Origin of the sequence: Simplicispira lacusdiani (genome assembly GCF_003604195.1) — a bacterium.
Taxonomy (GTDB): domain Bacteria; phylum Pseudomonadota; class Gammaproteobacteria; order Burkholderiales; family Burkholderiaceae_C; genus Simplicispira; species Simplicispira lacusdiani.
The window spans coordinates 196,831-217,472 of record NZ_QXGR01000002.1 but is presented as its reverse complement, the minus strand read 5'-3'; the positions used below and the strand labels follow the sequence as shown (position 1 = coordinate 217,472).

The 20,642-nt window shown below is 63.4% G+C and carries 22 protein-coding genes; all 22 read left to right on the top strand.

The window, feature by feature from the left end; translation table 11 throughout:
- Positions 1-86: 86 nt before the first annotated feature.
- The 22 genes from D8S75_RS03610 (at position 87) to D8S75_RS03510 (ending at position 20,624) form a co-directional block, all read left to right on the top strand.
- The gene (locus D8S75_RS03610; RefSeq protein WP_119964579.1) at positions 87-2,072 is read left to right on the top strand and encodes an SDR family oxidoreductase; all 1,986 of its coding nucleotides are present in this window, start codon (positions 87-89) and stop codon (positions 2,070-2,072) included.
- 96 nt (positions 2,073-2,168) lie between these two features.
- Positions 2,169-3,236 (top strand): dTDP-glucose 4,6-dehydratase, encoded by a 1,068-nt coding sequence (gene rfbB, locus D8S75_RS03605; protein ID WP_119964578.1) that lies wholly within the window; start codon positions 2,169-2,171, stop codon positions 3,234-3,236.
- On the top strand, positions 3,233-4,123 hold the full coding sequence (gene rfbD / locus D8S75_RS03600) for a dTDP-4-dehydrorhamnose reductase (RefSeq protein ID WP_119964577.1): 891 nt from the start codon (positions 3,233-3,235) through the stop codon (positions 4,121-4,123). The genes rfbB and rfbD overlap by 4 nt, the downstream gene beginning before the upstream one ends.
- A gap of 12 nt (positions 4,124-4,135) precedes the next feature.
- Complete coding sequence (gene rfbA, locus D8S75_RS03595; RefSeq protein ID WP_119964576.1) at positions 4,136-5,020, top strand: glucose-1-phosphate thymidylyltransferase RfbA; 885 nt, start codon at positions 4,136-4,138, stop codon at positions 5,018-5,020.
- Between the two features lie 7 nt (positions 5,021-5,027).
- The gene (gene rfbC / locus D8S75_RS03590) at positions 5,028-5,588 is read left to right on the top strand and encodes a dTDP-4-dehydrorhamnose 3,5-epimerase (RefSeq protein WP_119964575.1); all 561 of its coding nucleotides are present in this window, start codon (positions 5,028-5,030) and stop codon (positions 5,586-5,588) included.
- Between the two features lie 19 nt (positions 5,589-5,607).
- A complete protein-coding gene (locus D8S75_RS03585) occupies positions 5,608-6,393 on the top strand; it encodes a glycosyltransferase family 2 protein (RefSeq protein ID WP_232828883.1) in 786 nt (261 codons plus the stop codon).
- Positions 6,374-7,390 (top strand): glycosyltransferase family 2 protein, encoded by a 1,017-nt coding sequence (locus D8S75_RS03580; RefSeq protein ID WP_119964574.1) that lies wholly within the window; start codon positions 6,374-6,376, stop codon positions 7,388-7,390. Before D8S75_RS03585 ends, D8S75_RS03580 begins: the two co-directional genes overlap by 20 nt.
- 3 nt (positions 7,391-7,393) lie before the next feature.
- A complete protein-coding gene (locus tag D8S75_RS03575) occupies positions 7,394-9,112 on the top strand; it encodes a GspE/PulE family protein (protein ID WP_119964573.1) in 1,719 nt (572 codons plus the stop codon).
- A complete protein-coding gene (locus D8S75_RS03570; protein ID WP_119964572.1) occupies positions 9,105-10,313 on the top strand; it encodes a type II secretion system F family protein in 1,209 nt (402 codons plus the stop codon). Before D8S75_RS03575 ends, D8S75_RS03570 begins: the two co-directional genes overlap by 8 nt.
- Positions 10,314-10,339: 26 nt before the next feature.
- On the top strand, positions 10,340-10,789 hold the full coding sequence (gene gspG / locus D8S75_RS03565) for a type II secretion system major pseudopilin GspG (protein WP_119964571.1): 450 nt from the start codon (positions 10,340-10,342) through the stop codon (positions 10,787-10,789).
- Between the two features lie 49 nt (positions 10,790-10,838).
- On the top strand, positions 10,839-11,324 hold the full coding sequence (locus tag D8S75_RS03560; RefSeq protein ID WP_119964570.1) for a prepilin-type N-terminal cleavage/methylation domain-containing protein: 486 nt from the start codon (positions 10,839-10,841) through the stop codon (positions 11,322-11,324).
- On the top strand, positions 11,321-11,767 hold the full coding sequence (locus tag D8S75_RS03555) for a type IV pilus modification PilV family protein (protein WP_306419007.1): 447 nt from the start codon (positions 11,321-11,323) through the stop codon (positions 11,765-11,767). The genes D8S75_RS03560 and D8S75_RS03555 overlap by 4 nt, the downstream gene beginning before the upstream one ends.
- Positions 11,764-12,375, top strand: a complete 612-nt coding sequence (locus D8S75_RS03550; protein WP_119964569.1) for a PulJ/GspJ family protein — start codon at positions 11,764-11,766, stop codon at positions 12,373-12,375. The genes D8S75_RS03555 and D8S75_RS03550 overlap by 4 nt, the downstream gene beginning before the upstream one ends.
- Before the next feature lie 47 nt (positions 12,376-12,422).
- Complete coding sequence (locus tag D8S75_RS03545) at positions 12,423-13,298, top strand: type II secretion system minor pseudopilin (RefSeq protein ID WP_232828879.1); 876 nt, start codon at positions 12,423-12,425, stop codon at positions 13,296-13,298.
- A complete protein-coding gene (locus D8S75_RS03540; protein ID WP_232828877.1) occupies positions 13,286-14,296 on the top strand; it encodes a PilN domain-containing protein in 1,011 nt (336 codons plus the stop codon). The genes D8S75_RS03545 and D8S75_RS03540 overlap by 13 nt, the downstream gene beginning before the upstream one ends.
- Entirely contained in the window at positions 14,293-14,841 is a 549-nt protein-coding gene (gspM, locus tag D8S75_RS03535) for a type II secretion system protein GspM (protein ID WP_119964567.1), read from the top strand. The genes D8S75_RS03540 and gspM overlap by 4 nt, the downstream gene beginning before the upstream one ends.
- Entirely contained in the window at positions 14,838-15,335 is a 498-nt protein-coding gene (locus tag D8S75_RS17670; protein ID WP_232828875.1) for a hypothetical protein, read from the top strand. The genes gspM and D8S75_RS17670 overlap by 4 nt, the downstream gene beginning before the upstream one ends.
- A 141-nt stretch (positions 15,336-15,476) precedes the next feature.
- Positions 15,477-17,777 carry a type II secretion system secretin GspD gene (gene gspD / locus D8S75_RS03525; protein WP_232828873.1) on the top strand — a complete coding sequence of 767 codons (2,301 nt, stop codon included), beginning with the start codon at positions 15,477-15,479 and terminating at the stop codon, positions 17,775-17,777.
- Between the two features lie 52 nt (positions 17,778-17,829).
- Positions 17,830-18,279: a hypothetical protein gene (locus tag D8S75_RS03520; RefSeq protein ID WP_119964565.1), complete on the top strand. Its 450-nt coding sequence runs from the start codon at positions 17,830-17,832 to the stop codon at positions 18,277-18,279.
- Positions 18,280-18,444: 165 nt separating this feature from the next.
- Positions 18,445-18,852 (top strand): hypothetical protein, encoded by a 408-nt coding sequence (locus D8S75_RS17665; protein ID WP_232828871.1) that lies wholly within the window; start codon positions 18,445-18,447, stop codon positions 18,850-18,852.
- 36 nt (positions 18,853-18,888) lie between these two features.
- Positions 18,889-19,413, top strand: a complete 525-nt coding sequence (locus D8S75_RS17660; RefSeq protein WP_232828869.1) for a hypothetical protein — start codon at positions 18,889-18,891, stop codon at positions 19,411-19,413.
- 299 nt (positions 19,414-19,712) lie between these two features.
- Positions 19,713-20,624, top strand: coding sequence for a hypothetical protein (locus D8S75_RS03510; RefSeq protein ID WP_198673134.1), 912 nt, complete (start codon positions 19,713-19,715; stop codon positions 20,622-20,624).
- The last annotated feature ends 18 nt before the right edge of the window (positions 20,625-20,642 follow it).

The following is a 20,642-nucleotide window of genomic DNA, read 5'->3' as shown; positions in this document are numbered from 1 at the left end:
TGGGTAGCATCGGCACGGGTTTTTGCTGAAGCCTGCGGCCATGCGGCTGGGCAAGAATGAATGCAGCGATCAACAGGAGTATTCCCATGCAGTATTTCGTGACAGGGGCGACAGGGTTCATTGGCAAGCGGCTGGTCAAAAAGCTCCTGGAGCGCAAGGGCAGCGTGGTGTATTTCCTGCTGCGCAAGGAGAGCGCGGACAAGGTGGCCGAACTGCGCCGCTACTGGGGCGTGAGTGCCACGCGCGCTGTGCCGGTGTTCGGCGACCTCACGGCGAAGAAGCTCGGGGTGTCGTCCGAGGATGTGAAGAAGCTCAAGGGCCAGATCGACCACTTTCACCACCTGGCCGCCGTCTACGACCTTTCGGCCGACACCGAGAGCCAGGTGGCCGTGAACATCGAGGGCACGCGCAACACGGTCGATTTCGCACGGGCCATCGACGCCGGCCATTTCCATCTCGTCTCGTCCATCGCCGCGGCCGGCCTGTACGAGGGCGTGTTCCGCGAGGACATGTTCGAGGAGGCCGAGGGCCTGGAACACCCGTATTTCATGACCAAGCACGAGAGCGAAAAGATCGTGCGCCAGGACTGCAAGATGCCCTGGACGGTGTACCGCCCGGCCATGGTGGTGGGTGACAGCACGACCGGCGAGATGGACAAGATCGACGGCCCGTACTACTTCTTCAAGCTCATCCAGCGCATGCGCCAGCTGCTGCCGCCGTGGATGCCCGCCGTGGGCCTGGAGGGCGGGCGCGTGAACATCGTGCCGGTGGACTTCGTGGTCAATGCGATCAACGTGATCAGCCACCAGCCGTCGATCGGCAAAAAATGCTTCCATCTGGTCGATCCGGTGGGCTACCGCGTGGGCGACGTGCTCGACATCTTCTCGCGCGCCGCGCATGCGCCGCGCATGAACCTGTTCGTCAACGCGGCCCTGCTGGGTTTCATCCCCAAGGGCGTGAAGAAAAGCCTGATGGCCATCGCGCCGGTGCGCCGCGTGCGCAATGCCGTGCTCAAGGACCTGGGTCTGCCCGAGGACATGCTCACCTTCGTGAACTACCCCACGCGCTTCGACTGCCGCGAAACGCTGGCGGCGCTCAAGGGCTCCGGGGTGGAATGCCCCAACCTCAAGGACTATGCCTGGCGGCTGTGGGACTACTGGGAGCGCCACCTCGACCCCGAGCTGTTCATCGACCGCACGCTCAAGGGCACGGTGGGCGGCAAGGTGGTGCTGGTGACGGGCGGGTCGTCGGGCATCGGCCTGGCGGCGGCGCACAAGTTCGCCGAGGCGGGCGCCACCACCATCATCTGCGGACGCGACCAGGACAAGCTCGACGCCGCTTGCCAGGAAGCCAAGGCCAAGGGCTACCAGTTCATCGCCTATGCGGCCGACATCGCCGACATGCCCGACTGCGACCGCTTCGTGCGGCAGCTCATCGCCGACCATGGCGGTGTGGATTTCCTCATCAACAACGCGGGCCGCTCCATCCGCCGCGCCATCGAGTCGAGCTACGACCGTTTCCACGATTACGAGCGCACCATGCAGCTCAACTACTTCGGCTGCCTGCGCGTCACCATGGGCTTTTTGCCCGGCATGGTGGAAAAGCGCAAGGGCCATGTGGTGAACATCAGCTCCATCGGCGTGCTGACGAACGCGCCTCGTTTCTCCGCCTACGTGGCCAGCAAGGCGGCGCTCGATGCCTGGACGCGCTGCGCATCGAGCGAGTTCGCCGACCAGGGCATCACCTTCACCACCATCAACATGCCGCTGGTGCGCACGCCCATGATCGCGCCCACGCAGATCTACAACAACGTGCCCACGCTCAGTCCCGAGGAGGCCGCCGACATGATTGCCCAGGCCTGCATCTTCAAGCCCGTGCGCATCGCCACGCGCCTGGGCATCCTGGGGCAGGTGCTGCACGCCCTGGTGCCGCGCGTGGCGCAGATCGGCATGAACGCCAGCTTCCGCATGTTCCCCGACTCGACGGCGGCCAAGGGCGACAAGAGCGGTAAGCCGCAGCTGTCGGCCGAGGCCATCGCGCTGCAGCAGATGATGCGCGGCATCCATTTCTGAGGGCTGCGCGCCCCCAGGGTAAATGGTTACAGGTCGGGGCCGGGGTGGTGGGATAATCGCAAGCTTTGCCTGCAGGCTCTAACAACGGTCTATCCCATGATCCTCGTCACCGGCGGCGCCGGCTTCATCGGCGCCAATTTCGTTCTCGACTGGCTCGGCGGCTCCAGCGAGGGCGTCGTCAACCTCGACAAGCTGACCTACGCGGGCAATCTGCACAACCTGGCCAGCGTGCGAGGCGATGCGCGCCATGTTTTCGTGCAGGGTGACATCGGTGACCGGGCGCTGCTGGACCGTCTCCTGGCCGAACACCGGCCCCGCGCCATCGTGAATTTCGCGGCCGAATCGCACGTTGACCGCTCCATCCACGGTCCCGAGGACTTCATCCAGACCAACGTCGTCGGCAGTTTCAGGCTCTTGGAGGCTGCGAGACACTACTGGCAAGCGCTTCCAGCGATCGAGAAAGAAGCATTCCGCTTCCTGCACGTGAGCACCGACGAGGTCTACGGCACCTTGGCGCCCGATGCTCCCGCGTTCACCGAAACGCACAACTGCGAGCCCAACAGCCCGTACAGCGCCAGCAAGGCCGCCAGCGACCACCTCGTGCGTGCCTGGCACCATACCTACGGCCTGCCGGTGCTCACCACCAACTGCAGCAATAACTATGGACCCTACCACTTCCCGGAAAAGCTCATCCCGCTGATGATCGTCAACGCGCTGGCCGGTAAGAGCCTGCCCGTGTATGGCGACGGCATGCAGATCCGTGACTGGCTCTACGTCAAGGACCATTGCAGCGCCATCCGCCGCGTGCTCGAAGCGGGCAAGGTGGGGGAGACCTACAACGTCGGCGGCTGGAACGAGAAGCCCAACATCGACATCGTGAACACGGTTTGCGCCCTGCTGGACGAGTTGCGCCCGCGCGCCGACGGCCAGAGCTACCGCACGCAGATCACCTATGTGAAGGATCGCCCCGGCCACGACCGGCGCTATGCCATCGACGCCCGCAAGATCGAGCGCGAACTGGGCTGGAAGCCGTTCGAGACCTTCGACACCGGTATCCGCAAGACGGTGCAGTGGTACCTGGACCATCCCGACTGGGTGGCGCAGGTGCAAAGCGGCGCCTACCGCGAGTGGGTCGCCAAGCAGTACGAAGGCGCGGCCGCATGAACATCCTGCTGCTGGGCAAGGGCGGGCAGGTCGGCTGGGAACTGCAGCGCAGCCTGTCCGTGCTGGGGACGGTGACCGCGCTCGATTTCGATAGCCAGGCACACTGCGGCGATTTCAGCCAGCCGGAAGGTATCCGCGATACCGTCCGGGCCTTGCGTCCCGATGTCATCGTCAACGCCGCCGCCCACACCGCCGTGGACAAGGCCGAGAGCGAGCCCGAGTTCGCGCGCTTGCTCAACGCCACCAGCCCTGGAGTTTTGGCTGAAGAGGCCGCACGCCTGGGCGCCTGGCTGGTGCATTACAGCACCGACTACGTGTTCGATGGCAGCGGCAGCCGGCCCTGGGTCGAGGCCGATGTCCCCGCGCCCCTCAGCGTCTACGGCCGCACCAAATGGGAGGGCGAGCAGCTCATCCAGCAATCGGGCTGCCGGCACCTGATCCTGCGCACGAGCTGGGTCTATGCAGCGCGTGGCGGCAACTTCGCCAAGACCATGCTGCGCTTGGCGCAGGAGCGCGAGCGCCTGACGGTCATCGACGACCAGTGGGGAGCGCCCACGGGCGCGGATCTGCTCGCCGACGTGACGGCCCATGCCGTCAGGCATGTCCGGCGGCATCCCGAAGACGGCGGGCTCTACCATTGCGTGGCCGCTGGCGAAACAACTTGGCATGCCTATGCAAAATTCGCTATTGATCACGCCAGGCAAGCGCAAGATGCTATGAAATTCATGGTGAATGACATTGCGCCCGTGCCGACCAGTGCCTTCCCCACGCCGGCCCGGCGCCCGCACAATTCGCGCCTGGACACCTGCAAATTGCAAACCATCTTCGGCCTCCAGCTCCCGCATTGGCAAGCGGGTGTGGCGCGCATGCTCACCGAGATCCTCTGACGCACACCGACCATGACAGCACGCAAAGGCATCATCCTCGCCGGCGGTTCCGGCACCCGGCTCCACCCCGCCACGCTCGCCATCAGCAAGCAACTGCTGCCGGTGTACGACAAGCCCATGATCTACTACCCGCTCAGCACCCTGATGCTGGCGGGCATCCGCGACATCCTGGTCATCAGCACGCCGCAGGACACGCCGCGCTTCGAGCAGCTGCTCGGCGATGGAAGCCAGTGGGGCATCCACCTGCAGTACGCCGTGCAACCCAGCCCGGACGGCTTGGCGCAGGCCTTCATCATCGGCGAGCAGTTCGTCGGCGACTCGCCCAGCGCGCTGGTGCTGGGCGACAACATCTTCCATGGCCACGATTTCCATGAACTGCTGGGCAACGCCACCCAGCGGGTCGAGGGGGCCAGCGTGTTCGCTTACCATGTGCACGATCCCGAGCGCTACGGCGTGGCTGAGTTCGATGCCCAGGGCAAGGTGCTGTCGCTGGAAGAAAAGCCCAAGGCTCCCAAGTCCAGCTATGCGGTGACGGGTCTGTATTTCTACGACAACCAGGTGGTCCGACTCGCCAAAGGCCTCAAGCCATCGGCCCGTGGCGAATTGGAGATCACCGACCTGAATCGCCTGTACCTGGAGCAGGGCGAGCTCAATGTCGAGATCATGGGCCGGGGCTATGCCTGGCTGGACACCGGCACGCACGAGAGCCTGCTGGAGGCCAGCCAGTTCATCGCCACGCTGGAGCACCGCCAGGGGCTCAAGATCGCCTGCCCCGAGGAAATCGCCTGGCGCGGCCGATGGATCGACAGCGAGCAGTTGCAGCGCCTGGCGCAGCCATTGGCGAAGAATGGCTATGGCCAGTACCTGCTGCGTTTGCTTCAAGAAAAAATCTACTGAGCCCGCCATGCAAGCCAGCCGTCTGTCCATTCCTGACGTTGTGTTGATCGAACCCAAGGTGTTCGGCGATGCGCGCGGGTTTTTCTTCGAGAGCTTCAACCAGCGCGCCTTCAATGAGGCCACGGGCACGAACCACGAATTCGTGCAGGACAACCACAGCCGCAGCAGCAAGGGCGTGCTGCGTGGCCTGCACTACCAGATCCAGCAACCCCAGGGCAAGCTGGTGCGCGTGGTGCAGGGTGCCGTGTTCGATGTGGCGGTGGATGTGCGCCGCAGTTCACCCACCTTTGGGCAATGGGTGGGCGTGGAATTGAGTGCCGAGAACCATCGCCAGTTGTGGGTGCCTCCGGGGTTCGCCCATGGTTTCCTGGTGCTGAGCGAGAGTGCTGATTTTCTCTATAAGACCACCGACTACTATGCACCGCAGCATGAGCGCTCTATCGCGTGGAACGATCCGCAGATCGGTGTCGTTTGGCCGGTTGTGCATGGAGAGCAGCCTCTGCTTTCAGCCAAGGACCGCGCGGCCCCCTTGCTGGCCGGGCTGAGCCCGGAAGAACTGTTCGCTTGATCTGGGGATCGGCGGCCCCGTGTCCATTGCACTCTCCATCGTTAGCCATGGGCATGGCGCGCAGGTGCTGCAATTGCTGACCTTGCTGTCCCGGTCATCGGGGGGCTGGATTTCCAGGGTGTGGATCACACTCAATATCGCCGAGCCTGACCTGACGCAGGCGCTCGCCCGCAGCGATGGTGCCTGGCAGGGCAAGCTGGATGTCCGGTTGATATGCAATAACAAACCCCAGGGGTTTGGCGCCAACCATAACCACGCCTTTCTGCAGGATCAATTGCAGCCAATCCCAGCGCCTTATTTTGCGGTGATGAATCCGGATATCTCCTGGCACCAGGAGCCTTGGCGGGCCATGGTTCAGGCAGCCTTGCAGGACGGTGTGGGTGGTGTCTATCCTCGCCAGTTCGATCCGCACGGGAAGCCGCAAGACCATGCGCGCCGTGTCCCCACCCCGAAGGCGCTGCTGTGCCGCTACCTCGGCCGTGCGTCGGATCGCCACATGCCGTCGGCTACTCCCGACTGGGCCAATGCGGCGCTGCTGTTGTTTCGCAGGGCTGCGTACCAACAATTGCAGGGTTTTGATGAGTCGTACCACATGTATTGCGAGGATGTGGATATCTGTCTTCGACTGCAGTTGGCCGGGTATCGGCTGGTAGAGGCTCCCGGCGCGTCTGTGGTGCATGAGGCCAGCAGGGCCAGCCGACGCCATCTCCGCCATCTCGGATGGCATCTGCGCAGCCTCTTGCGTCTCTGGCATTCGCCTGCTTACCGCCAGTACCGGGATCGCCATGAGCAACACTCTGGTTGACGTGCTGCTGGCTACCTGGAACGGTGCCAGGTACCTCCCGGACCTGCTCGATTCGCTCCTGGCACAGACGTATCCTCATTTCCGTGTGCTGGTGAGCGACGATGGCTCGACCGATGGAACGCAGGCCATTCTGGAGCGATACCGACTGCAGTTTGGGGGGCGTCTTATGCTGCTGCGGCCGCGGACCCGTGCCGATGGCGGTTTGCGCAATTTTGAATACCTGATGCAAGCCAGCCTGGACGATGGGCGGGCCAACTGGTCAATGTTTTGCGACCAGGACGATGTCTGGCTGCCCCACAAGGTGGGAAATTCCCTGGCGGAAATGCGACGTATCGAAGGCCGCAGTGGTGCGCGTACGCCCTGCCTGGTTCATACCGATCTGTCTGTCGTGGACCAGAATCTGGAGCTGATTGCGCCGTCTTTTGTGCGCTATCAATCGATGAGCCCCGCCAACTGCGCTGCATTGTGGCTCTTGAGCATGAACCAGGTTACCGGCTGCGCCACCATGGTGAACCGCTCTTTGTTGGAGATAGCGTTGCCCATTCCTGCGGAGGTGGTGGTGCATGACTGGTGGTGCGCTGTGATCAGCGGCAGCGGTCAGCGCTCTTTCATTGATTCACCCTCGCTCCTGTACCGGCAGCATGCCGTCAATCAGATTGGTGCCCGGAGCCGCAGTTGGCCGAGCCGTGCGGCGCGGCTTTTGAAAGATGGCGCAGGCGTGCTTCGCCAGGCACGCGAAGCGGGCTGCAACAGCTATCGCCAAGCCCATGCACTGGAGGCTCGCTTGCGCATGCTGCAACGGGATGCAAGCTATGTCACGGAGTACCTGGCTTGGAGAAACAGGCCGCTGTGGCAGAGAATCCGCAGCTATAGGAAATACTATCCAGGATCCGAGGTGGATCGGCTCTTGCGTTGCATGCTGTGGCCGGGGGCTGAAGGATATCCGGCGCAGCAAGACAGCGTGGCACTGGATGTGCGCAAGACAGAACAAGGCTGAAGAATGAGTTTCCCGTTAGAAGAACAGACCGAACCGGGCGTGGAAGTGCCTGCCAGCCGTCTGGGAGAAATCCTTCTGGGCTTGCAGAAGATCTCTCGCCATGATCTCGATCGAGCGCTGGAAGTCCAGCGCTCAATGGGGGGGCGGCTGGGCCGTCTATTGATCAGTCTGGGGCTGGTGTCCGAAGTCGATGTGTATACGGCCCTGGCCCAGCAGGCGGGACTGCCTCTCGTGCGCACGGAGGCATTTCCTTCGGAGCAGCCCGAGACATCACGGCTCAACACGGGCTTTCTGCTGGCCCATAACCTGCTGCCCCTCGGTGCCGTTCAGGAGGGTGAGGTCATACCAGCCTTCGCTTCGGCCGATCCCCGTAACGATGCGCTGCGCAACGCACTCCGCCTGGTCTTCGGCGAGGTGCCGAAAATCGTATTTGGCCTGGAATCCGAGATTTCCAGTCAACTCAACGAGTGGTACGTCCAGAGCGCATCGGAAGGCGAGGAAGATGGATGGGGGGTGCCGGAGGCCTCTGAATTCATCGAGCATTTGCGCGACATGGCCTCGGAAGCGCCCATCATCCAGCGCGTGAACCAGATCCTGGCGCAGGCAGTTGCTGCGCAGGCATCCGACATCCACATCGAAACCTACGAAGAAAAATCGGTCGTGCGCATCCGGGTGGATGGCGAGATCTTCCCCATCGATGAAATCGATAACAAGGACGCACCCGCTGTCGTTTCGCGCATCAAGATACTCTCGCAACTGGACATCGCCGAGCGCCGGATGCCCCAGGACGGTCGGACCAAGCTGCGCGTGCATGGCAAGGAAATGGATGCACGCGTATCCACGGTCCCCACCATGTTTGGCGAGTCGGTGGTCATGCGTCTGTTGGAGAAGAATTTCGACCTGCTGTCGCTCGAAAGCCTGCATTTCACACCCCCGACGCTGCAGATGTTCCGCCAGTTGCTGAGCATTCCCCATGGGATCCTGCTGGTCACTGGCCCCACGGGCTCGGGGAAATCCACCACGCTGTACGCATCCCTGCAAGAGCTTGAAGGGGAAAATCTCAAGATCCTTACCGTCGAGGACCCCGTCGAATACCGGCTGCAATGGCTCAACCAGGTGCAGGTGCAACCGCAAATCGGGCTCACCTTTGCCGCCGTGCTCCGTTCCTTCCTGCGGCAAGACCCCGACGTCATCATGATCGGGGAAATGCGGGACGGCGAAACGGCGGAAATCGCGGTCCAGGCCGCGCTGACCGGGCATCTGGTGCTTTCCACGCTGCATACCAACAGTGCCTTGGGTGCGATCATCCGTCTCATCAACATGGGTGTCGAGCCTTATCTCATCACGGCTTCCGTGGTGGGGGTGCTGGCGCAGCGCCTGGTCAGGAAACTCTGCGCTGAATGCAAGGAACCGTTGCCAGCGGAGCAAGCGCGGCTGGCCGCGGCCACGCTGGGCATGCAAGTGCAGCCTGGCGCGGTGCTCTACCGGCCGGTGGGCTGCAGCCATTGCCGCTCCACGGGCTACCGGGGGCGGCTGGCCATCCACGAGTTGCTGGTGCTCAATGACGAAGTCAAGCGCGCGGTGCTGGAGCGCGGTTCGTCCTTGCATGGCGACGAAGGCGCCTACGCGGGGGGGAACTTGCTGCAGGATGGAGCAACCAAGGTCTTTGAAGGACTGACCACGGCCGAGGAAGTGTTGCGGGTCGCTCGCCAAAATGATTGATTTTCAATATGCCGGAGTCACTTCCGACGGCAAACCATGCCAGGGCAGTGTTCGTGCGCCCAATGCCGACTCCGCGCGATTGCGCCTGATCGGCCAGGGAATCACCCCCGTGAGGATATCGGGTGGCGTGGGTGACGTGGAACGCAACCCGGAGGCCTCACGCAGCACCGAGCTCAAGCGCAAGGACATTCTGTTGTTCAGCCGCGAAATGGCGCACCTCAAGCAGGCCAACATGCCGCTTGACAGGGCCTTGGCCATGCTCAAGGAAACGGCCGACAATGAGCGCCTCAAATCGTTCATCGCTCGCGTGGAAGAGGGTGTGCGTGGCGGTAAATCCCTCTACCAGTCCTTGGCTCCCTTCGAGTCGGATCTGGGCCGGCAATACCTCGTGCTGGTGCGTGCCGGTGAAACCTCCGGAGCGCTGCACGTGGTTCTCAAGGAGCTGACAGTGCAGCTCGAAGCCGAGGACAAGCTGCGCAGCTACGTTATCTCCTCGATGACCTACCCCGTCATCCTGCTGGTGGTGGCGGTGTTGTCCGTGGTGCTGCTTCTGGCCTTCGTGGTTCCGCAGTTCCGGGAGATCTTTGATTCCATGGGCGAAGCGCTGCCCTATTCGACCCAACTTGTCGTGCGGTTCAGCGATCTGATACGCGCTCGCTGGATGGAGCTGCTGCTGGGGCTGACCACCGTGCTCTTCCTGTTCTCGCGCTGGGCGGCTACCCCGGCCGGACGCATGCACATCGACCAGTTGTTGCTAGGTATTCCGCTGCTGGGGCCGGTGCTCAAGAATCTTCAATTTGCGATGTATTTCCGCACTTTCGGTATCTTGCTGCAGCGCGGTATTCCCATGGTCGATGCGCTGAAGATTGCCATCGACACTCTGACCAATACGGTATTGCGCAAAGACCTGGAGCCGCTCGTCGATACGGTCAAGACAGGCAAGCGGCTGTCATCGGGTTTTGACGTGCGCTACTTTCACAAGACCAGCACGCCGCAGCTGATCCGCGTGGCGGAAGAAACCGGTCAGCTCGATGCCACCCTGCTCGCCTTGGCGGACCGCCATGAGGAAGAGGGGCGCCGCACCATGACACGTGTGCTGGCGGCCATGGAGCCCCTGATCATCATCCTCCTGGGCCTGGTGGTGGCCTTCATCATCATCTCCATCCTTGGTGGCGTGCTGGCCATCAACGATACCATCTGACCCTTGTCGTTCCTGGAAACCCATCCATGCAAATCCTGCGAAAGAAAAACGCCTCCCCGAATCTCCTGTCTCTGCGACATGCCTCGGGTTTCACCCTCATTGAGCTGCTCGTGGTGCTGGTCATCCTGACTCTGCTCGCAGGCTTGGTGGGTCCACGGGTGCTCGACCAGCTCGGCGGCGCCAAGTCCAAGACGGCCCGTGTGCAGATCGCCGAAATCGAGCAAAGCATTGATCTTTTCAAGCTCGATGTGGGCCGTTACCCCAATGATGCGGAAGGCCTGCGCGCCTTGGTCGAACGCCCAGCCACGGCCCAGGGCTGGAATGGCCCTTATCTGAAGAAGGGCCTGCCCACCGACCCTTGGGGGGCGGCTTACCAATACAAGAATCCCGGGCGCAACAACGCCCCGGACATCTTCTCGCTCGGTGCCGACGCCAAACCCGGGGGCGATGGCGAAGGCGCGGATGTTTACAACTGATACCAGCCCAGTGTGTCTTGCTATTTGCTGAACCGCTGACGGAAACTGCATGATTCGCCATCGCGCGGTGATCCCGTTGCGGCAGACCGGCTTCACTTTGTTGGAGTTGCTGGTGGTGCTCGTGTTGGCCGCTATCACGGTGGCCGTGGTGGGTGGAGGCGCGCAGTCGTTCATGGATCGGGCGCGCTACCACCAGACGGTGCGGGATGTCGCCAGCCACCTTGTGCAGGCCAGGACGTTGAGTCAGCGTGAGGGCCGTGCCGTCGTTGTGGCCTACGACCCAGGCGCCCGCCAGCTCATTGTTGATGGGCGGGTGCGCCTTGGCCTGCACGAGTCGCTCCAGATTCGCTGGGATGCGTTGGAGCGCCGTTCCGGTATGGAGCCCGCGCAAGGAGAGCCTCTTTTCATCTTCAACACCGAAGGTGGCGCCCTGGGCGGAGGGCTGAGCGTGCTCCGCGCAGGGAGCGGGGTGGGCTTCAGGGTCAACTGGCTGCTGGGCAGCATTGAACAGACCGTGGTCCATACGCCGTCATGACTGCGCTAATGCCCCAGATGGGTCATGCCTGTGTCGCTCGGGCACGGCGTAGGAAGAACAGCCTGGGCTTCAGTCTGCTGGAAGCGCTCGTGGCCATGGCCATTGCCTCGATCGCATTGGGCACCTTGTACCGGACCGTGGGCCAGAGTTCGAAAAATGCCGTGGCAGTCGAAGAGAGAGTCGAGGCGGCGCTGGTGGCGCGATCGGTGCTGGCGGGCGCCATCTATGCGGAAGATGTGATGCGTCAGTCCGCAGGCCAGGCCGGGACCTGGCATTGGCGTCTGGGCGTGCAGCCTGATCCGGCGCAAGTCAGCGATACAGCGGGACGGAGAGCGCCTGCGGCACTGCCTGCTGCGCGGGTGACCGTGGAAGTCATGCGTACTCAGGATGGGCCAGCCGTCTTGAGTTGGATCACTTGGAAACCCTACCGGGCCGCGCCATGACCGGCTTCAAGCGATCCTTTGAGCGTGGTTTTACCCTGATCGAACTGCTCATTGGCCTGGCGGTCACTGCGGCGGTCGTGGGCCTGATGTTTGCGGGATTCGGAGTGATCGGGCGGACCGAGGAGCGCAATCAGCGCCTTATGGATCGAGCGGAGCACATGCTGACCGTTAGCCAATGGCTGGGGCGCAAGTTCGATACGTTGCGCTTGCTGAGCCGCCGGGAGGGAGGCGGCTTCGTGAACTTCTTCAGTGGCAATGCCGCTGGAGCCATGTGGGTGGCCCCTTTGCCAGAGCGTGGCCATGCCGGGGGGCTGCATGTCTTTCGCATTGGCCCGTGGCGGCATGATGATGGCCGGGTCGACCTGTCGGTGGAGGCTTTGCCATACGACGGTTCTGCCATGGCCCTGGATTGGAGCAGGGCTCTGCGGGAAACACTGCTGGCCGATGTGCGCACCCTGCAGTGGCATTATCAGGATGGTCTCACGGGTAACTGGACCCAGCAATGGGATTCCACCAATAAACAGTATCCCGCACGCATTCGGCTGGAATTGGCCGATGCCCGTGGCGATTGGCCGCCCCTTGTCTTCACCTTGGCGAGGGCGCGATGAACGGGGTGTGCAAATGGCGGAGGGTGCGGGAGACCGGGGCGGCGCTGGTGCTGGTACTCTGGCTGGTGGCAGCGCTGTCGCTCACCGTTTTGGCAGCGGCCCAGGGCATGCGCCAGCAAACCCAGCATGTGGGGCTGGGTTTGGAGCGTCTGCGGGCCGAATCGGTGCTGGATGCCGCATTGCAATTGGCTGCACAGCGGCTGCAGGTGGAAAAAGATGCCGTCAGCCATTACCAGCGTGAGCGCATGGTGCTGGGGGCGCATGAAATCTGGCTGGAAATCACTCCTTCGGGTGGCTTGGTGGATATCAATGTCGCCAGCGACGCCTTGTTGCAGGCACTGTTTCACAGAGTGGGGGGTGTCACTCCCGACGAGGCCGCGATACTGGTTTCGCGCGTGCGCGACTTCATTGATCCAGACGATACGCCCGGGGGCATTGGCGGCGCCGAGGCGCCACAGTACAGGGCGGCAGGATGGCCTGCCATGCCTCGCAATTCGGCCCTGGAGGACTTGTCCGAGCTCAAGGCGGTACTCGGAATGACGCCGGATCTGTATGACATAATCGCGCCCCATCTGGGCATCAACGGGCAGCAGCGCATCGAGATCGATTCGGCGCCTCCTGCACTGATAGACGCCCTTTCGGGCCAGGCAGGTCTTGGGGCTCGAATCCATCGCTCACCACCCGAAACGCGTGCAGGTGTGCTCCTCACGGGAGCCACGGCTGATTATTTCTCGGCGGCTCCGGCTGCCAGGGCGCAGATTGTCAGGCTACGGGCCTTCGTGCAGGTGGAAAACGGGCGCTGGTGGCTGCGCGAAGCCTGGATTGATCCCCGCGAGCGCCCGGACGCGCTGACACCCTGGACAACGCTCTCGCTGGAGCCTACGCGCCGCATCAACAAGCCGGAACAGGAATGGAGTCCATGACAGCAAAGGGGCAGCTATATCGCCGTGTGCAGGTCGCCCAGGATCGGCTCGCCTGGGGGTTCGGTGACCTGAGGCGCATTCTGATCGAATACGGAGTCTGGCCTTCTTTGGGGCGGGTGGCCGTTTCGACCGATGGGAGGCGCTGGGCCGTCGCTGAAACCCGGTTACGCGCCAGATCAGGCGCTTCCAAGGCCGCAGCCCTGCTGGTGCCTGAGTCCGAATGCCTCTGGGGAACCGCACAAATTCCGGACATGCCGTGCCAGGCGCTGGAGTCCGCCGTGGAGGAAATGCTCTGGCGCGTCTCTCCTCTGCCGCGCGAGCAGATCGTTGCGGCATGGCAGGCCACGCCTGACTCGCAAGGGGGCTGGAGCGTGGAGTGGGGTGTTTGCCGGCGCAGTGACTGCGACGCATGGCGGGCTGCCCAGGGGCTGGCGGTGGACGCGCCGGTATATCTTGCGCGCCAGGGCCGGGCTTTTGCGGTTCGGGGTCCGCGTTGGCAGACGCAGCAAAGGCGCCAGCGCTGGATGAATGCGGTGGTTCTGGCTCTGGCATTGCTGGTCTTGGGTGCCGTGGCGCTGCCGGCGCTCATGCCGCTGGTGCTCAAGCGGGAGGCCGTGTTGCGCGCCGTGCAGCATATTGGTGGCGTCGAACCCAAGGCCGTGCCTTTGCGCCAGCAGCTCGACGAATTACGGCAGCAGGCCGTACTGGCGCAGGAACTGCAGCAGAACCTGGGCAAGGATCTGCCTCTGGCCAGCGTGATCGATGCGCTCTCGCAGGCTCTGCCAGACGATACATGGCTCGACCGGATTGAAGTCAATGGCAGTGAGATCCGCATCAGCGGACTGACAGGCAATGCGACCGAGCTGGCGGCGCACCTTGGGCGCCAGCCCGCCTTTGCCGAGGCCCGCGCCTCGGTGGCCAGCGTTCGTGACAACACAGCGAACAAGGAGCGGTTCACCTTCGAGATGCGCTGGCGCGGAGAAGGAGGCAAGCCATGAACACCTGGACCCGAAATGCGGCCACCGCCGCGCTTGTCCTGCTGCTGTGCGCGCTTGCTGGGGCCGGACTGGCCTACCGCTCGCTCTGGTTGCGCTATGACGGTGCGCTCGGGCAGTTCGAATCCCGCAGCGAGCGGCTGGATGGCGTGGTTCAGGCCGGTGCCGAAATCCAGGAGCGCCTGGGAGTCGCACGCAGCGCCATCACCCCCATGCTCCATGCGGCGGGTGAGAACGCCCAAAATGACGTACAGCAACGGTTGCGTGAGCTGATCACCCGTTCTGGCGGCACGCTTGTGTCGTCGCAAGCCGTGCTGGAGCCCGGTACCGATGGCAAGCTCGACCGTATCCGTTTGACCGCCACCGTGACAGGCGAGTGGGCCAAGCTGGTGCGTTTCATGGAAAACCTGCAATCAAGCCGGCCGCCCTACTGGGTTCGCACCGTCACCATCTCCCGTGAGGGAGCGAGCGCTGGCGCAGGCCCCCAGAATGCACGGCTGGCCTTGCAGCTCGATGCGCCCCTGGCGCCGCAGAAGGCCCAGCCATGATCAGACCCTGGCATCTTGGTCCCTTGCTGGCTACCGCCGCCCTGGCGGGCAGTGCCTACTGGTGGCACACCCAAAAGGATGCGTGGACTCCCCCGCCCGCCCGCCTGCCTGACCTGCCAAAGGTCGAGGCCATGCCTGGTCCCATGCCCGCGATCGCGAAGCAGGCTCTGGAGCGTCCTTTGTTGTGGTCCTCGCGCCGCCTGGCCGAAACCGGTGACAAAAAGTCGGGCATGGCGCAGGAATTGGCCCAGGCCCGCCTGATGGCTGTCCTGGAGTCGGGCAAGGAGCGTGTGGCCGTTCTGCAGCGCAAGGAGGGCGGAACGATGAAGATCACTGCGGAAACCAAACCCTGGCGCCTCGAATCCTTCGATGGTCGCAAGGCGGTTTTTTTATCAGCCGACGAACAGCGGGTGGAGCGTCCTCTGGAGCCGGGTAATCCCCCGCCGGCTCCGGGCGGGCCTGCTCGCCCGCGCACCCTCCCGGGAACCCCCTGACGCCACCTGCCTGGCGACACACAGCAAACACCGGAGCTACTTGACATGAATATTCGGCCCTCCCTCCTCCTGTTGGCGCTGCTGACTTCTGGCTGTGCCAGTCTGCAAGCGCCTGCGGCGTCTCCCGCATCCGGGTCCGCCGTGGCCGATGAGGCGCGCCCCGTGGTGGCGCCCGCGCCCCAGGAGTCGGCATCGGTGGCATTGGCCCAGCCGCAGGCGGCCGCCGAGACAGCGGCTGGCGTCCCGCGATCGCCCGCGACCGCGCAAGAAAAAATGCCGGACAAGCGCCCGTCCACCAACACGCGCCTGTTCCCCGGTGACGACAAGCTCTTCAAGCGCGATGTGGCGCCCAAGGTCGACCCCGTTCTGGCTTCGGGGGACAGGGTTTCGCTCAATTTCGAGAACATCAGCGTGGGCAGCCTGGCCTCGGCGCTGCTGGGAGACCTGCTCAAGCTCAACTACACCATCGACGCGGGGGGCGATGTGGTCGTCAGCCTGCACACCCGCCAGCCCCTGCCACGCGGCCAGGTGCTCGATGTGCTCGATGCCGTGCTTCTGCCGCACGACCTGGCCATCGTGCGTGACAACGCGGGCGTGTACCACGTGACCAAGCGCACCATCACCGTGGGATCGCGTCCCGTGGTGGGCGCCTCGCGCTTCAAGGACCTGGCTGGCGCGGGCACCGTGATCGTGCCGCTCAATTACATCGCCGCAGGCGAAATGGCCAAGATCCTGGCGCCCATCGCGCCGCGCGAAGCCATTGTCTATGTGGACACCCTGCGCAACCTGCTGGTGCTGCAAGGCAGCAAGGCGCAACTGGGGGGCTGGCTCGAAATGGTCGAGGCCTTCGACGTGGACTTCCTCTCCGGCATGTCGCTGGGCGTGTTCGTGCTGGAGAACGCCAGTGTCAACGTCGTGCGCGACGCGCTGCAGGCCATGCTGGGCTCCGACCGGGCGGCCGACCCCTATGGCGGCTCCGCCGGCGCCACCTCTACGGCAGGCGGCGTGCCGGGCGCGGCCGCTGCCATGCCCGGTGCTGCGGGCGCCATGCTGGGTGGCGGCTCCACCGGAGCGGCGGCGCAGGCCATGCAGGCCAACCCGCTGCATGGCCTCATCCGTGTGTTTCCGGTCGAGCGGCTCAACGCCCTGGTGGTGGTCACGCCACGCAGCCAGCTTCTGACGCAGGTTGAAACCTGGATCCGCCGCCTCGACCGCCCCATGGATGCCCTGGAGGCCAACCTTTTCGTCTATCCCGTGCAAAACGGCTCGGCCACCCACCTGGCTGAAATGCTCAATGGACTGTTCGGCAACGACACCTCCCGCGCCAAGGCCGGCGTGGCGTCCGGCGCGGCGCCCACGCAATTTGCCCAGGCGGCGGGTGCGGTGGGGGGCGGTACGGCAGCCACCACCAGCGCCGCGAAAACCACCACCGGCACAGGAACCGCCAGCGGCGCGCCCATGGCCGCGCCCGTCACGGGCAATGCCAGCAATGCGCCATTGACGTCCGTCAATCAGCTCGACGGCAATGTGCGCGTGGTGGCCGACGAAAAACGCAATGCGCTGCTCATCCGTGCGCCACGCACCGAATACCGCCGCATCGAACAGGCATTGCGCGAACTCGACAAGGCCCCCATGCAGGTGCTGATCGAGGCCAGCATCGTCGAGGTCAGCCTCACGGGCAACCTGGAATACGGCGTGGAGTGGTTCGTGCAGAACAGTATTGGCGGCGGGCGCGAAGGCCAGGCCCTGCTCAACATGCGTGAGAGCGGCGGTATTGGCGCCAAACAGCCTGGGTTCTCGTACACCATACTCAATAAGGCGGGCGTGATCCGTGCCACGCTCAACGCGCTGGCCGAAAAATCGCAATTGCGCGTGTTGTCCAACCCCTCGGTGCTGGTGCTGGACAACCACAATGCCACCATCCAGATCGGCAAGCAGCAGCCCGTCAAGAACTCCACCTCGTCCACGGGCACGATCGTGACCGAGTCCATCACTTACAAAGACACGGGCGTGATGCTTTCCGTCACGCCTTCGGTCAACGCGGGCGGGCTCATCACCATGGATATCGTGCAGCAAGTCACGGATGTGGGCGAAATCGACGCAGCCACCGGGCAGCGCAACTTCCTCACCCGGCAGATCCAGAGCCGCGTGGCCGTCCGCTCCGGCGAGCCCATCGTGCTGGGCGGCATGATCCGCGAGAACGACACCACCGGCAACAGCGGCGTGCCCGTGCTGGCCGACATCCCTGTGCTGGGCGCGTTGTTTTCCACCAACAGCAACAAGCGCGAACGCACCGAACTGCTGGTGCTCATGACGCCGCGCGCACTAGAGGACGACGACCAGCTGCGCGCCGCCAGCGCCGAACTGCGCCAGCGCATGCGCGCCATGTCGCTGCAATCGCCCCCGCCGTTGCGCGAAGACGCCCCGGCGCAGCAGCGGTGAACTTGGTGTGCCCAGAATATATCTATCCGGATTTTTGACAGGAGAACAAACCATGACCATGCAATCGACGCGCCGCCAACTGCTGGCTCGCCTGGCGGCGCCTGCCATGCTCGCCGTGCTGGCGGGTTGCGCCACGGGAGCGGGCGCTCCGTCCGCCGGCGGCAACGCAGACCTGGCGCAGCGCGCGCAAGCCTACTGGAAGCTGGTGCAGGCCAACGACCGCCTGGAGGCCTGGAAATACGAAGCCGCCTCCAAGGACCAGAGCCTGACGCTGGAGGCTTACCTCAAGCGGGGCGGTATTGTTTATGACGCCGTGGAAGTGCGGGGCGTGCGCAGCCTGGAGGGCGACGATGCCGTGGTGGATGTGTGGATGCGCTATAGCCTGCCCTTGCTGCGCATCAAGGATCAGGAGGCCGTGTCGCAAGACCAATGGCGCCGCATCGACGGGGTGTGGCACCATGTGTTGCGCCGGAGTGTCATGTTTCCCGAAGCCAAGCAGTGATTTGCGTTGTTTGTCTGCAACAAACGTGATGGATGTTGTTTTCTGGAGGTGTTTGATTGAAAACGTGAAACTCTCAAGCTAAGATAGCAGCAACCCAAACGAAGTGGCGGATGGGTTGCATATCCCGTAAGGGGAAGCTTCCTTCAATTTTTAAGGACTGAGAAGATGAAAAAGTTTGCAATGGCAGCCGTCGCGGCAGCAGCAATGACCGCAGGCGTGGCACAAGCCTACACTGTCGGTACGTTCACCAATGGTTTCGTGGTTCCCAACGTGATCCACAACGGCGCTACCGACACCACGGCGGTTGGTATCATCAACCAAAGCGGTGGCACCCGTGCCCTGTACTGGGTGTTCTTTGATCAGAACTCGCAGCACATCACCGACGGCTGCTTCACGATGACCGACAAGGACTACCAAGGCTTCGTTTGGTCCTCTATGTCGGGTGCTGGCCTGGAAGGCAAGCGCGGCTACCTGGTGTTCGCTGCTGGTGGCGTTCCTGCTGGCCCTCCAGTCGTGGCCCAAACGGCTTGCGCTGGCGCTGCTGAGCTGATGCCTTCTGGCGTGGCTGGTTAGCTGGTTGATTTCTCCGCCAACGCTTTCCAAGTGAACGTGACGGCTCAAGACGTGGCCTTCGTGCCCGTGATCGACGGCGACCTGACGCTGGCTGCAGCTACCACCGAGCTGACCACCATGGGCGCCTCCAGCCTGACCGGTGTGGCCGGTGCTGCCACCAAGGCTGCTGGTCTTACCGCGACTCCCGTGTTCAGCATGCGCTACTTCATCGACGGCGTCGTGAACAGCGGCAACGACACCCGTATCGTGGTGTGGTCCACCGGCGACCAGCGCGGCACGCACACCGTGAACGCCTATGACGACGCACAGAACCGCAAGTCGGTGAACTTCAAGCTGAGCTTTGCTGAGCTGGACTGGTTCGATCCCGAAACCATTCCCGGTATGCCCGCTGGTCACAAGGACGGCTTCATCGAGTGGAACCCCGGTCTGGAAATCCCCGCTGACTACTCCGGTGCAGCTGGTCAGAGCCTCTTCACGCTCGGCGGCGCAATCTTCACCTACAGCCTGATCAGCGCTCCTGCTTTTGGCGCTGTGCAGACCGTGCTGGGTGCACATCGTTAATTTTTCTTGAAGTAGGTGGTGCTTGCGTCACCTATTTCTATGAAAAACTAGCTGCGGTTAAATCAGCAGTAAAAAATAGCGCCTCACGGCGCTATTTTTTTTGGTAGAGACAATGGAGTTGTTCAATGCGGAATGGTGTGGGTTATTGGTGGTGCTCCTTGGTAATTGCCGTGCTGGCCTCGGGGTGTTCCATGTCCAGCCTCCCGGGAGGAAGTGGAAGTGGGCAATCTATTGAAGCTCCTGCACGTCTTCAGATTGAAGCGCCAGTGGCCTGGGGTGGTCAGGTCAGGTGCGTCAGCATGGGCTGTCGCATGGTGGTGGTCGAGCATGAAAACAATGCCGTGGTTCTGCACCAGTTGAATGGCAGGACCTCAAGACGGCTGGACAAGCAGCCGGTGGCCTACCACCCGGATTCGGCGGTCTGGCTGTCGGACCACTTGGTGGGCGCGGCCGTGGAGGCCTCTTCCAGCATTGATATCTTCCGCATCGAGGGCGAGCGTCTGGTGCGCGTGCACCAGGCCCATGTGGGGTTCGCGCCGCGCGATGTGGTGCTGGTGGAGGCGATGCAAGGCCGCTACAGGATGCTGGTGACTCCTTATAGTGGCAAGGAGGTGGCCTGGGTCGACTGGCGCGAGGACAATGCCGAGGCGGCGAAGGTGGTGAAGACACACTGGTGCGAAGCACCATGGCACCCTGCGCGCGTAGCGCGTCTGCCGGGATCTGCGGGACCGGGGTATGCCGCGGCCTGCCTGGACGACCGCCGCGTGGTGGCGGTCCCGGACTCGAATCTGACGGGGGTGCCCAAGGTGCTGGCTACCTTTAATGTGGTGGCACGGCAAGCCCGGCCCTCGCCGTCGGGGCAGTGGCTGTATGTGGCGCTGGAGACTGGGGGGCGCAACGCGCGCATCCACATGGACACCGGGGAACTTCAATGGATCAATGCGCCTCAGACCGGGGCCGTCGCCGTGGCGCCACTGTCGGACGATCTCGTGGTGTGGGCGGACGACAAGCACCTCTACTTGCAGCGCCTGGGCCCTCAGGGGGAGGTGCTGGAAACCCGGGATCACCAGACCAGCGGGTATTCAACAGGGTTGCAGTGGATCGACGTCGATGCCGACGGAGAGCGTGATCTGGTGGTCTACAACTCGTCGGGTGACACGGTGGACATCCTGTTTGGCCCCTTGTGGGAGCAGGCGAAGAGGCGGCAGTGAGCATCAATCAACACAGAA